Source organism: Methylobacterium brachiatum, from assembly GCF_020523825.1.
Lineage (GTDB): Bacteria > Pseudomonadota > Alphaproteobacteria > Rhizobiales > Beijerinckiaceae > Methylobacterium > Methylobacterium brachiatum.
This window is the reverse complement of the sequence record NZ_JAJALK010000003.1, coordinates 515478-528862: the sequence shown is the minus strand read 5'-3', so window position 1 is coordinate 528862 and position 13385 is coordinate 515478. Positions and strand designations below refer to the sequence as shown.

General features: G+C 70.3%; 10 protein-coding genes and 1 tRNA gene. 5 read left to right on the top strand and 6 right to left on the bottom strand.

All coding sequences use genetic code 11. The features are described 5' to 3' along the window. Positions 1 to 2: 2 nt before the first annotated feature. The 5 genes from LGR69_RS09605 to LGR69_RS09585 all read right to left on the bottom strand — a co-directional run bounded on the left by LGR69_RS09605 (position 3) and on the right by LGR69_RS09585 (position 3221). Positions 3 to 377 carry a helix-turn-helix domain-containing protein gene (locus LGR69_RS09605; RefSeq protein ID WP_043378444.1) on the bottom strand — a complete coding sequence of 125 codons (375 nt, stop codon included), beginning with the start codon at positions 375 to 377 and terminating at the stop codon, positions 3 to 5. Then, positions 374 to 712, bottom strand: coding sequence for a hypothetical protein (locus LGR69_RS09600; protein WP_051975900.1), 339 nt, complete (start codon positions 710 to 712; stop codon positions 374 to 376). The genes LGR69_RS09605 and LGR69_RS09600 overlap by 4 nt, the downstream gene beginning before the upstream one ends. 1155 nt (positions 713 to 1867) lie before the next feature. Next, positions 1868 to 1942: transfer RNA gene (locus LGR69_RS09595), tRNA-Gly, on the bottom strand. A 108-nt stretch (positions 1943 to 2050) separates the two neighbouring features. Continuing rightward, positions 2051 to 2515 carry an NUDIX domain-containing protein gene (locus tag LGR69_RS09590; RefSeq protein ID WP_230365901.1) on the bottom strand — a complete coding sequence of 155 codons (465 nt, stop codon included), beginning with the start codon at positions 2513 to 2515 and terminating at the stop codon, positions 2051 to 2053. 10 nt (positions 2516 to 2525) lie between these two features. Beyond that, on the bottom strand, positions 2526 to 3221 hold the full coding sequence (locus LGR69_RS09585; RefSeq protein WP_230365900.1) for a fumarylacetoacetate hydrolase family protein: 696 nt from the start codon (positions 3219 to 3221) through the stop codon (positions 2526 to 2528). Between the two features lie 137 nt (positions 3222 to 3358). Between LGR69_RS09585 and LGR69_RS09580 the strand changes: the two genes are divergently transcribed. The 5 genes from LGR69_RS09580 to LGR69_RS09560 all read left to right on the top strand — a co-directional run bounded on the left by LGR69_RS09580 (position 3359) and on the right by LGR69_RS09560 (position 9628). Further along, positions 3359 to 4783, top strand: a complete 1425-nt coding sequence (locus LGR69_RS09580; RefSeq protein ID WP_230365899.1) for an FAD-binding oxidoreductase — start codon at positions 3359 to 3361, stop codon at positions 4781 to 4783. A gap of 681 nt (positions 4784 to 5464) precedes the next feature. After that, complete coding sequence (locus LGR69_RS09575; protein ID WP_230365898.1) at positions 5465 to 6214, top strand: bacteriorhodopsin; 750 nt, start codon at positions 5465 to 5467, stop codon at positions 6212 to 6214. Between the two features lie 104 nt (positions 6215 to 6318). Then, positions 6319 to 7173 (top strand): Brp/Blh family beta-carotene 15,15'-dioxygenase, encoded by an 855-nt coding sequence (locus tag LGR69_RS09570; RefSeq protein ID WP_230365897.1) that lies wholly within the window; start codon positions 6319 to 6321, stop codon positions 7171 to 7173. 387 nt (positions 7174 to 7560) lie between these two features. Then, a complete protein-coding gene (locus LGR69_RS09565) occupies positions 7561 to 7854 on the top strand; it encodes a DUF2218 domain-containing protein (protein WP_039902563.1) in 294 nt (97 codons plus the stop codon). A gap of 181 nt (positions 7855 to 8035) precedes the next feature. Next, entirely contained in the window at positions 8036 to 9628 is a 1593-nt protein-coding gene (locus LGR69_RS09560) for an ABC transporter substrate-binding protein (protein WP_230365896.1), read from the top strand. Positions 9629 to 9685: 57 nt separating this feature from the next. Here the strand turns inward: LGR69_RS09560 and putA are convergent, their stop codons facing one another. Then, positions 9686 to 13372, bottom strand: coding sequence for a trifunctional transcriptional regulator/proline dehydrogenase/L-glutamate gamma-semialdehyde dehydrogenase (gene putA, locus LGR69_RS09555; RefSeq protein WP_230365895.1), 3687 nt, complete (start codon positions 13370 to 13372; stop codon positions 9686 to 9688). Positions 13373 to 13385: the final 13 nt, after the last annotated feature.

The window sequence follows — 13385 nt, the reverse complement described above, 5'->3', positions numbered from 1 at the left end:
GCTCAGCCTCGATCCGGCCGCGCTCTGACCCGCAGGTACTCCGCGAAGCGACCGAGCTCCTCTCTGTCCTTCTCCGAGAGCGCCGCCGCCTGCCGCGCCAAGTGGGCGACGTCGATCGGCAGTTGTGAGGAGGCCTCGTCTTCTCCGGTGAAGTAGCCCACAGGTTGGCGGTAGAGTCTGGCCAAACGCGTCAGCTCGATGGCTTCCACACGGCGCTGGCCACTCTCGATATCGGTCAAGGCAGTGCGCGGGATCTTGAGGTAGTTCGCCACCTCCTCCTGCTTCAGACCGAGATACTTCCTGGCCTCTTTCAGCCGATCGCCCAGCTTCCTGCGTTCCTCCTCGTCGCTGCCCGGAGGGCTCGAGGCTTGGTTCACGTCTTCACTCCGTTGATCTTGGCCCAGTGCTTCTCGATCCGTGGAACAAGCTGTTCCAACGCCTGCTCCACCGACGTGAAGCCACCCGCGCGTACGACGGTATCCGGCAGGTTGCAGCCGACGACACTTTCGACCGCCGTGAGCAGCGAGACGACCACCAGGGAGTCGATCTGAAACTTCGTCGTGGCGATCGCCGCCGGCGTGGGCGGCAGGGCGTCGCCTTTCACGGCCGCCTCCGATTTGACCGCCTCGATCAGCTCGTCGCGTAGGCACTTCTCGACTTCGGCCGTCGGGAAGGACGACACGGATGGAGCGGGGAACGTGGCGAGCGTCATGGCCTGTCGAAATCCGTGACTTTCCAAGAACAATAATGTCGAATTTTTCGACATGCAAGCGGCGATCAGGATGCGACCTGAAACGGCTGCGGACGCCCTGCAAAAGCGTTGGACGACCGATCGCGGCCAAGCGTATCGGAAATGCCGCATCCGATTTCGGACCGGTGGCACGACGCCGATCCGTACCTTCCATGGCCTCGCGATAGGTTGCCGAGGAAGTTACGGACAAGGAAGACGCCGGACCCAAGCCCGAACGGATCAGTCACCCGACGTGCCGAACCCGCGATCATCCGGCCTCGGGACTAGAACGCCACGCGGCCCTGCAACTGGTCGCGCCGTGTCCCGCCCTGCTGACCGCGGCGATGGCACGACGACCGATCTCGGTCGACGGTGCTGCCTCAGGCGACGCATCGCACACCCGGCCCGCCTCGCGACGAGCGGCAGGTCGATACGCGATGCGAGATCCGGATGCGGGCGAAGGACGCCGTGCGACGCTTCGGCCCGTTGGTGGATCGACCCGATCCGCACGTGAGCCGAGAAGGCACCCCCATCAAAAGGGTGTTTCGATTTTTTCGTGGGCCGACGGCGACCTCGTGCGCGTAAGAACGGCAGGACCTCCTCGATGTCCCACCGAGTGACCGCGCCCGGCGCGCGATCTCGGCCGCCGATGTGCCCGTGTCGAGTGCATAGGAAGCACCGGCCCACTTTTGAACCGCGTTCGCCGTCGGGCGGAGGAGGCGCCCGCATGGACCGCGGAGCACCGAAGGAACCAGCGTACCCTGGATCGGCATAGCCGCGGACGACGTCTGGAACGTCGAACGCCTCCGACCCTGGATATCGCCGATCGACGAGCGGCACACCCGCCTGGACCGAAGGCAGTGGATTTCTGAGCAGGTCGGAAGGAATGCGCAGGTCCCGTGTCCCGCACCTAGGTCGAGATCGAGCTACGAAGGCGCCTAAGGCGTCGGGAGATCCAGCGCGGCCGAAACCGGAAAATCGGAGTGAGCCGTCGCTTGCCCATTCCTTCGGGAGCGGACCCACACGCGGGTCCCGCAGCGTGGCATACCCGGTGCCGCCTTGGTGCTGCCTGGAAAGCTGCAACGCCGGGGTGAGGTGTTGCAACGATCCTGCAAGTACTTGCAATAATTGAAGTTTTGGAGCGGGCGAAGGGATTCGAACCCTCGACCCCAACCTTGGCAAGGTTGTGCTCTACCCCTGAGCTACACCCGCTCACTAGTGCCTGGCCACCTGGACTTGCGTGCCGGCGCCCCCCGGCGGCGCTCTCTAAACACCATTCCGCCGGGCGACGCAAGCGCCCTTTTTCAGGTTCGTGACGATTCACCAGATCGGGTCCGGCGGGAGGCCCTCCCGGACCTCGCGCAGGCGGGCGCGGGTCGCCCGGGTGGTGCCCTCCGGCAGGGCGTCGGCGGGAAAGAAGGCGCAGGCGGCGATCTCGCGATCGGGCGTCTTGGGGCGCAGCACCGCGAAGGCCGGCAGCACGAACACCGCGACATGATCCCGGGGTGCGGCGGCGGCGTTGCGGTAGAGCCCGTGCAGGCGCAGGGGCGCCTCGGCGACGATCTCCGCCTCCTCGCGGAACTCGCGCTCCATCGCACCGATGGCGGTCTCGCCGCGCTCGACGCCGCCGCCGGGCAGGTGCCAGCCGCTGATGTAGGTGTGGCGGACCAGGGCGACGCGGCCCTGGCCGTCGAGGGCGACACCGCGCACGCCCAGCGTCATCCCCCGGGACGCGAGCGACCCGAGGTGGAACAGGCGCCGCAGGAACGGGCGGTCGAGGAGCATCCTCGGCGCGTCAGACAACGTCGAGGGTGATCTCACCCAGGCCGGCGATCGCCGCGACCATGCGCTCGCCGCGCTGGACCGGGCCGACACCCGACGGCGTGCCGGTGAAGATCAGGTCGCCGGGCTGCAGAGTGAAGTAGCGCGACAGGTAGGCGACCTGCTCGGCCACCGACCAGATCATGTCGGCGAGGTCGCCCGTCTGGCGGATTTCGCCGTTCACCGCGAGGGTGATCGCCCCCCTGGCCGGATGGCCGATCGCCGAGGCGGGGAAAAGCGCGCCGATCGGGCCTGAATGGTCGGCGGCCTTGCCGAGGTCCCAGGGCCGCGACAGCTTCTTGGCCTCGTCCTGCAGGTCGCGCCGGGTCATGTCGAGGCCGATCGCGTAGCCGTAGACGTGGTCGAGGGCGTCCGCCACCGGGATGTCGCTGCCGCCGCCCGCCAGAGCCGCCACCAGCTCGACCTCGAAATGGTAGTTCCGCGTCTGCGGCGGGTAGGTGTGCGGCGCCGGCTCGGGTCCGACGATCTGCAGGGCGTCGGCCGGCTTCATGAAGAAGAACGGCGGCTCGCGATCGGGATCGGCGCCCATCTCGCGGGCATGGGCGGCGTAGTTGCGCCCGACGCAGTAGACCCGGCGCACCGGGAACAGGTCGCCGCTGCCGGCGATCGGCAGGGCGATGCGGGGCGGGTTCTGGATGACGGACAGCATCGCGGCCTCGGGCTCTGGGGCGTGCGGGGATCCGGGCGCGTGGCCGCCCGGGGGCACAGGAGCGTTGTAAGGCGTGCAGGGGCCCGCGCCATCCCGACGCTTGCAACCCGCCCGGCCTGGTCTACAAAATTTCGCCGATGACGCTGCCAGTCCCCACCCACGATACGCTGCTCAGCGCGTTGCGCGACGGGCTCGGCGCGCGCCATGTGCTGACCGAATCCGAGGATCTCGCCCCCTATCTCGTCGAGAGCCGCAAGCTGTTCACCGGCGCGGCGCTGGCGGTGCTGCGGCCGGGCAGCACCGAGGAGGTGGCCTTCGCGGTCCGGGCCTGCACGCAGGCCGGCATCGCGGTGGTGCCGCTCGGCGGCAATACCGGGCTGACCGGAGGCGGCATCCCGCAGGGCGGCGTGGTCCTGTCCCTGGAGCGGATGAACCGGCTGCGCGCGGTCGATCCGGTGGATTCCACCATCACGGTCGAGGCCGGGATGATCCTCTCGGAGGTGCAGGATGCGGCCGAGCGGGCCGGCCTGCTGTTCCCGCTCTCCTACGCGTCGCGGGGCTCGGCCCGGATCGGCGGCGGCATCGCCACCAATGCCGGCGGCATCGCGGTGCTGGCCTACGGCAACGCCCGGGATCTCGTCCTCGGGCTGGAAGTCGTACTGGCCGACGGCCGGGTGTGGAACGGGCTGAGGGCGCTCCGGAAGGACAATGCCGGCTACGACCTCAAGCAGCTGTTCATCGGCTCCGAGGGGACGCTGGGCATCGTCACCGCGGCGGTGCTGAAGCTGTTCCCGCGGCCGCGCTCCACCAGCGTCGCCTTCGTGGGGCTGGATTCGGCGCGCGCCGCCCTCGACCTGTTCGTGGCCCTGCGGACCCGGATGGACCGGGATCTCACGGCCTTCGAGTATCTGCCGCCCTTCGCGCTGGAGATCGTGCTGCGCCACGTCCCCGGCACGGTCCGGCCGCTCTCCGGGGAGCATGGCGCCTACGCGCTGATCGAGGTCTCGTCGGCGCGGCCCGATGCCGATACCCGCGCCGAGCTGGAAGCCGCCCTCGGCGACGCGCTGGAAGCCGGCCTGATCGCCGACGCGACCATCGCGGCGAGCGGCGCCCAGAACGCCGCGCTCTGGAGCCTGCGCGAGGGCGTGCCCGAGGCCCAGACCCGCGAGGGCGCCTCGATCAAGCACGACGTGTCGGTGCCGCTGTCGAAGCTGCCGGACTTCCTGGAGCGGGCAAGTGCGGCCTGCACCGCAGCGATGCCGGGCCTGCGCCCCTGCGGCTTCGGCCATTTCGGCGACGGCAACATCCACTTCAACCTGACCCAGCCGGAAGCGATGGACCGCGCCGCGTTCCTGGCGGAATGGGGCCGGTTCAACCGGATCGTCCACGACATCGTGCACGGGCTCGGCGGCTCGATCGCGGCCGAGCACGGCGTCGGCCTGATCAAGCGCGACGAGCTCGCGCATTACGGCGACCCGGTGGGGCTCGACCTGATGCGCCGGGTGAAGGCGGCGCTCGACCCCGCGGATCTGATGAATCCCGGCAAGGTTATCCCGAGCTGAGCTGCTCAGCCGCCTGACCGAGCCTGACGGCCGAACTCTGTTGCCGGGAGCGGAGGCGCAGACCGAGTTCGGCCGCGTCGCCCTAGATCCGGAAAGCGACCTCGGCCGTCCTGGGGCGAAGCGCGTCTGACCTTCCGATCCGAACGGGTGGACACAGGATCGTTCCGCCTGCCCGCCGACGGAAGATCCCGGCGGAGACCATTCAGGACACAGCTCCATCGCCCGAAGCCGCACGATATAGGCTCGGACTTGGCAACGCTCGATGTCGGGTCCGCCGGCGGCGCCGCAGATTCCCAAACGGCCGATCGGCCCGCGACCATCCGCCATCCAAAGCGACGGATGCCACCGCGACCCTTCGTCCTGTCACACCGCCCGCTCGTCCGTCTTCACGGCAGACGACGTGTCTGTGTCACCAGGCCGGCGCCGCGCGGGGTCAAATGGCTGATCGAGCTAAAAAAATATCCCCGCGCGGAGCCCTGCACGGCGATCGTGCAATCGCCGGCCTGTCGGCTTTTCTGCACCCGAGCGGGAGCGTTTCCGAACCGCGCCGGACACGCCGCTAGGCGTGGCATCTCACTCGACTGTGACCGCGGTCCTACGCAACGATCCTCATCAAGGCCGATTGGGCAGGGGTCGCACGTCCCACGGCGTGAATTCCATCCCTGTACAAACGAGATTTTGATGACGCCTCAGTTCTGGCTCTGGTTGGGCTTTGTGGGAATGGCGGCCGGTGCCGCAGTCATCCTGTTCCTGGCAAAGCGGCGGACGCCAGCCGAGGAAGCCGACGGGATCATTCACGGAATCGTGCCGATCATCGCGGCTTGCTCCTACTTCGCGATGGCGACCGGCCAGGGCAGCATCGTGCTCCCCGCCGGTCCCGACGCGGCCGAGGCGGCGCGCCAATTCTACTTCGCCCGTTACATCGACTGGACGTTCACGACGCCGCTGCTCCTCGTCGGGCTCTCGCGTACGGCGATGCATTCCGGGATGCGCCGCCCGGCCGTCGTCTGGGGGCTGATCGGCTCCGACCTGATCATGATCGTGACCGCCCTGGCCTTCGGCCTGTCCGATGTCGCCGCGGTGAAGTGGACCTGGTTCGCCATCTCCTGCGGCGCTTTCGGAGCCGTGTTCTACGGGATCTTCGTGCAGCTGCGTGAGGAGAATGCCGGCGAGCGCGCCGACGTGCGCACCGCCTTCCGGCGCAACGCGGTGTTCCTCACCGCTGTCTGGTGTGCCTACCCCGTGGTTCTGCTCGTCGGCCAGGACGGCCTGGGCTTCCTGTCGCCGACCCTCGCCCTGGCGGTGATCGCGATCCTCGATCTGACGGCGAAGGTCGTCTACGGCATCCTCGCCACGATGGAGACGACCCGCGCCGTCGACCGCGATCTCGCGGAGGGACGCCTCGCGGCGCCGCTGCGCCGGGCGGCCTGACGCGGATGGCGGCCGCGTCGTCCATCCTTTCCGAACGGGAGGTTGTCCGGGCGAGCCGCCGACGCGTCCAAGCGCCGGGGGCTGTGCTCCGACGCGTCCCCGGCGTGCTACTCGTCCTCGGGCTTACGGCCTCGGCGCTCCTGCCCCGCGACATCGCCTGGCTCGTGGCGCTGACGGTCGTCATCCTCCTCGGGGTTCCCCACGGGGCCCTCGACGGCGCCATCGCGGCCCCCCTGCTGCGCCCGCGCTATGGTCGGGCGTGGTTCGGGATCTTCGCCGTCCCGTATCTCGGGCTCTCGGCGCTGGTCCTCCTGGCCTGGCAGGTTGCACCTTTGGCGACCCTGGCGGGTTTCCTGGCCCTCTCGGTCCTGCATTTCGGTGAGGAGGATGCGGGCCCCGGCCGGCCCTTCGAGGCGATCGTGCGTGGGGGCCTCCCGGTCGCCCTGCCGGCCCTGCTTCGGCCCGATGAGACGGCCGACATCTTCGCCTGTGTCGCCCGTGTGTCGATGCCTCAGCTGCCGGCTTGGTGGATTGCATCGGCGTGGCTCTGGCTCGCCCTCACGGCGTTCTGGCTCCTCACGCACCGTCCGCGCGGCGCCGTCCTGACCGAGATGATTCTTCTGGCCGTCGCCTTCTGGGTGTTGCCGCCCCTGACGGCCTTCACCCTGTATTTCGTCGGCCTGCACGGTCCACGGCACATGCGCACGCTGGTGCGCGACCCGACCAAGGCACCCGGCATCGATACGATGCGGCGCGCATGTCTCGCCTCGCTGCCGGTCTTCGCGCTGACCCTTCTGATCAGTGCGGGGCTTTGGCCGCTTTACGCGCCGGGAGCCCACGATGCCGTGGCCAATCTGCTGACCCTGACCCTGCAGATGCTCTCCGCGCTGACCGTGCCCCACGTCATCCTCGACCGCATTGCGGCCGGGCAGCGGGCGCCGTCGTCTCCGGGCCGATGAGGGCACGCTTCAGCCGTCGCGGCGGCCGAGGCTGCAACGTGTTGCGCAACCTGACTGCGCGAACCGCCAGTCCGTCTAAGACCCGACTTATCCTCGGAGTTCGCAGGTCGAGGATCGGCGTCGCGGCCCGGGAGAGAATTTGTGCGGCGCGCCATAATTCGGCACGGCGGCGGGTGCAGGAGTTGCCGCGACGGCACGGTGTGCCGCCGCCGGACCGGGCATTAAGCGCCCGCTAACGCTTCGGGCCGACCCTCAATTCAGACGCCGGGGACGCCCGCGCCCGCCCAGGCATGGTCCTTGCTCAGGGTTCATTCATTTCGCATGTGCGAGATCAATGACCAGACGTCCACCGACAGACAGCTTTTGATTTCTTTGGAGACCGACGGAATGCCTACCTCCCAGGCCCGTGTGCAGACCGCCGAGGCGAGCCGCTACCTGCAGCAGCTCTGCCGGCACTGGAGCCACAAGTTCAAGGTCGAGGCGACCCCCGAGCACGGCACGGTGCCGTTCGGCGAGGACCGCGTCTGCACCTTCGACGCGGAGCCCGACGCCCTGGTGATGCGCATCGACAGCGCCGACCCGGTCAACCTCACCCGCCTCGAGAACGTGGTCGCCGACCACCTCGCCCGCTTCGCCTTCCGCGAGAGCCTCGGCGACATCCGCTGGTCCCGCGCCGCCTGATTTTTCGGTGGCGATGCGCTGAAGCGCACCGACCCATCACGCTCGGGCGCGTCCGGAAACAAACCGGGCAGCCTTTTTCGTCCCTCGAATATGTCTTGGCCGGTTGCTGGCGTAGGCTTTGCAACCGGGGCGGGCCAGGCGCGTCAGCGTCGGCAACCCCAGGATATGAGCGGACGACAGCATGAAGCGACGCACCCTGCTGCAAGGCGCCGGCGCCCTGATCGCCGGCGCGGTGGCACGCCCCGCCCTTGTCCGGGCCGCCTCGGCCACCACGCTGCGCTTCGTGCCCTACGCCGACTTGGCGCTCCTCGATCCGATCATCACCACCAACTACGTCACGCGCACGCATGCGCTGATGGTGTTCGACACCCTCTACAGCCTCGACGCGTCCTACCGCGCCCAGCCCCAGATGGTGGCGGGCCACGACGTGTCGCCGGACGGGCTCACCTGGCGGCTCACCCTGCGCGACGGCTTGCGCTTCCATGACGGCACGCCGGTGCTGGCCCGCGACGTGGTCGCGAGCCTCAAGCGCTGGTCCCAGCGCGATGCCTTCGGCGGAGCCCTGTTCGCGACGGTCGACGAGCTGTCCGCGCCGTCCGACACCCTGGTGCAGTTCCGCCTGAAGCGGCCGTTCCCGCTGCTGCCGGACGCCCTGGCGAAGCCGACCTCCTATCTGCCGGTGATCATGCCCGAGCGGCTGAGCGCGACGCCCGCCACCCAGGCCGTGCCGGAAATGATCGGCAGCGGGCCCTATCGCTACGTCGCGGCCGAGCGCGTGCCCGGCTCGCTCAACGTCTACCGTAAGTTCGAGGATTACCGGCCGCGCCAGGACGGCACGCCGAGCTTCACCGCCGGGCCGCGGATCGCCCATTTCGACCGGGTCGAGTGGCGCACGATTCCCGACGGCGCCACGGCGGCGGGGGCCTTGCGCTCCGGGGAGATCGACTGGTGGGAGCAGCCCCTGGTGGATCTCGTGCCCGACCTGCTGCGCCAGCGGGACGTGCGAGTCGAGCTCGTCGAAACGACCGGGCTGATCGGCCAGATCCGGCTCAACCACACCCTGCCGCCCTTCGACAACCCGAAGATCTGCCGCGCGCTGCTGTCGGCCGTGGACCAGACCGAGATGATGGATGCGGTGGCCGGCAGCGATCCGGCGATCCGGCGCGGCCCGGTCGGCATTTTCACCGCCGGCGGCCCGATGGCCTCCGACGCGGGGATGGAGGTGCTCTCCGGCAAACGCGACCTCGCCGCCGCCAAGAAGGCGCTGGCGGCCGCCGGCTACAACGGTGAGAAGGTCGTGCTGCTCGCCGGCACCGACGTGCCGCGGATCAACGCGGTCTGCGAGGTGATGGCCGATCTGTGCCGCAAGCTCGGCATGAATCTCGACGTGGTCGCCACCGATTGGGGCACGGTGAACCAGCGGATCCTCAACGCGAAACCCCTGGACCAGGGCGGCTGGTCGATGTTCGGCATCTTCTCCGGCGGCCTCGACATGATCTCGCCGGCCTATCACCTCGCGGCCCGCGGCAACGGCCGCGCCGGCGTCCCGAGCTGGCTCACAGACGCGCCGCTCGAGGAGCTGCGCGGCGCCTGGTTCGCGGCCCCGGACCTGGACGGGCAGAAGGCGTTGGCGGCCAAGATCCAGGCCCGGGCGCTTGAGGTCGGCGCCTACATCCCCTGCTGCCAATACTTCCAGCCCACCGCCTACCGGCGCGACCTGGAGGGCGTGCTCACCGGCCTGCCGCTGTTCTGGAACCTGCGCCGATCGGCATGAGCGGTTTGACGCATCGTCTTGGTCCGAAAGCCGGCGACCACCTCGCGGGCCGATGCCCTAGCCGATCGCCATCAGGCTGGCATTGCCCCCCGCGGCCGCGGTGTTGATCGCGGTCGAACGCTCCTCGATGAGGCCGGGCAGCGCGTAGAGGTCGCCCGCCACCAACGCCTCCGTCGTTCGGCCCTGGACCTGGACGATCGGCCCCGGTCGTTCGGCGAGGGCGCGGTTCAGCGCGCGCAGGCCCGGCGCATCGCCCTCGTACAGCACCGCCCGCACGGCGCCGGCCCGGTCGAGGTCGGATGCCCGCTCGATCCGGACCGCGCAATCCTCCGGCAGGGCGCGCAGCAGATCGTCGGCGTGGCCGGAGCCGATCACCACCGCCCGGTTGCCGGTCGCCAGGATCGCGCCGAGCTGGGCCAGAAGCCCGGTCTCGGTCTGCGCGACGGCCGCGACCCGCCCGTGGGGATGCAGGGCGTAGAGGTTGCGCTCGCCCACCGGTCCGGCCAGCTCGACCTCCGCGCCGTGCGGACAGCCTTCGGCGGCGAGCCGTTCCGCCAGCGGGCCGTGACCCCGGGCGCGCAGCCAATCGCCGTAGCGCCGACTCAAGCCTTCGTCGCCCGTGAGCCCGTCGAGGGCGGCGGCCGGGGGGCGCTTCAGCAGGCGGCCGAGATAGAGCGGGCCGCCGGCCTTCGGCCCGGTGCCGGACAGGCCGGACCCGCCGAAGGGCTGTACCCCGACCACGGCACCGATGACGTTGCGGTTCACGTAGCGGTTGCCGGCCCCGATGCGCCCGAGCACCCGGGCCACGGTCTCGTCGATGCGGGTGTGGAGGCCGAAGGTCAGGCCGTAGCCGGTGGCATCGATCTCGGTGAGCAGCCGGTCCAGGTCGGCGCGGGCGTAGCGCAGGACGTGCAGGACCGGCCCGAACACCTCGCGCTCCACATCGGCGACGCGGGCGATCTCGATGAGCGTCGGCGGCACGAAGGTCCCATGCGCCGCCTCGGCCGGCAGCGGGACCTGATGGACCGGAAAGCCGCGCGCCCGCATCGTCGCCACATGCCCGTCGATGCGCTCGGCCGCCGCCCGGGTGATGACCGGGCCGACATCGACCGCGAGCCGGCGCGGATCACCCAGAACCAGCTCGCGCATGGCGCTCTTCAGCATCGTGAGGGTGCGGTCGGCGATCTCCTCCTGCAGGCACAGGATGCGCAGGGCCGAGCAGCGCTGGCCGGCGGAATCGAAGGCCGAGGCGATCACGTCGGCCACCACCTGCTCGGCGAGCGCCGAGGAATCGACCACCATGGCGTTCTGGCCGCCGGTCTCGGCGACCAGCGGGACCGGCTCGCCGTCCCGGGTCAGGCGCTCGGCGAGGCGACGCTGGATCGTCTTGGCCACCGCGGTCGAGCCGGTGAACATCACTCCCTGCACCCGCGCATCGCCGATGAGCGCCGCGCCGACCTCGCCGGGCCCGGGCAGAAACTGCAGCGCAGCCTCCGGCACGCCGGCCGCGTGCAGCACCCGGATCGCCTCGGCGGCGATCAGCGGCGTCTCCGCGGCGGGCTTGGCCAGGACCGGGTTGCCGGCGGCCAAGGCGGCCGCGACCTGGCCCACGAAGATCGCCAGGGGGAAATTCCAGGGCGCGATGCAGACCACCGGGCCGAGGGGGCTGTGCGTGCCGTCGAGCGTCCGCTCGGCCTCGGCCGCGTAGTAGCGCAGGAAATCCACCGCCTCGCGGATCTCCGCCACGGCGTTGGCGAAGGACTTTCCGGCCTCGCGCACGATCAGGCCGATCAGCACCGGCATCCGGGCTTCCAGGGCGTCGGCCGCTTCGCGCAGGCGGGCGGCGCGGATCTTCGGCGCCGTCGCGGCCCAGGCTTCAGCGGATGCGTCCGCCCGGGCAAGCGCGGCCTTGATCGCAGCGGGCGACGCGGCCAGGACTGCGCCGATGACGTCCCGGTGGTCGGCCGGGTTGCGCACCGGCATATCCGCCGACGCCGGGTCGATCCCGGAGGGCACGGCCCGCCACTCCGTCCGGCCGCTTCCGGCCAGGTTTTCGGCGAGCTGCGCCAGGGCCGCCTCGTCGGCGAGGTCGAGGCCCGCGGAATTGGCGCGGCTCGGGCCGAAGAGGTCGCGGGGCAGCGTGATGCGCTCGTGCGGCGCGCCCGGGACCGGCATCACTGCGACCGCCGCCACCGGGTCGGCGATCAAGTCATCGACCGGCACCGCAGCGTCGCCGACGCGGTTCACGAAGGAGGAGTTGGCGCCGTTCTCCAGCAGACGCCTGACTAGATAAGCCAGCAGGGTCTCGTGGGTGCCGACCGGCGCGTAGATCCGGCAGGGCCGGTCGAGCCTGTCCGGCCCGACCACCGCCTCGTAGAGCGGCTCGCCCATCCCGTGCAGGCACTGGAACTCGTACCGGCCGATGGAAAAATCCGGCCCGGCCATCTCGACGATGCTGGCCAGCGTCTGGGCGTTGTGGGTGGCGAATTGGGGGAAGACCGCGTCCGGCGCCGCGAGCAGTTTGCGCGCGCAGGCGAGGTAGGACACGTCGGTGTGCAGCTTGCGGGTGAAGACCGGAAAATCCGCGAGCCCGTCCACCTGGGCGCGCTTGATCTCGCTGTCCCAGTAGGCCCCCTTCACCAGGCGGACCATCAGCCGGCGCCGGCTGCGGCGGGCGAGGTCGATGAGCACGTCGATCGCGAACGGGCAGCGCTTGCCGTAGGCCTGGACGACGAAGCCGAGCCCGTCCCAGCCGGCGAGATCCGGGTCGAAGGCCAGGGTTTCGAGGATGTCGAGGGACAGGTCGAGCCGGTCCGCCTCCTCGGCGTCGATGTTGAGGCCGATGTCGTAGCGCCGGGCGAGGCGCGCGAGGTCCCGGACCCGGGGTGCCAGCTCGGCCATCACCCGCCCGCGCTGGGAGCGGGTGTAGCGGGGATGGAGCGCCGAGAGCTTGATCGAGATGCCCGGCCCCAAAAAGATTCCGCGCCCGGCCGAGGCCTCTCCGATCGCCCGGATCGCGTCCTCGTAGGAGCGCAGGTAGCGCGCCGCGTCCTCGGCCGTGAGGGCGGCCTCGCCGAGCATGTCGTAGGAGTAGGTGAAGCCCTTCGCCTCCATGCGCTTGGCGTTGCGCAGGGCCTCGGCGATGTCGCGCCCGGTGACAAATTGCTCGCCCATCAACCGCATGGCGAGGTCGACCGCCTTGCGGATCAGCGGCTCGCCCCCGCGCCCGATCAGCCGGGTGAGCGCCGCCGACAGGCCGGTCTCGCTGCGCGTCGCCGCGAGTCGGCCGGTAACCAGCAGGCCCCAGGTCGCCGCGTTCACGAAGGGCGACGGGCTGTGGCCGAGATGGGCGGCCCAGTCGCCGCCGGCGATCTTGTCCCGGATCAGCGCGTCGCGGGTGGCGGCGTCGGGGATGCGCAGCAGCGCCTCCGCCAGGCACATCAGGGCGACGCCCTCCTGGCTCGACAGGGCGTATTCGTGGATCAGCCCCTCGACCCCGCCGTGCCGGGTCTGGCGGCGCAGGGCCTCGACCAGATGTCGCGCGGTATCGGCGACGCGCCCGGCGGCCTCGGGCGGCAGGCGCGCGCGATCGAGCAGCGGCGCGACGCAATCCGGCTCGGGCCGCCGGCAGGCCGCGACCATCGCGGCCCGCAGGGGCGACAGGGGCACGACCTCGGCCGCGAGGGCCGCGAACGGGTGCCCCTCCGCGTCGGCGGATCGCTCGGGACGGCCGGATCCGGACATGATGCGTCTCTCG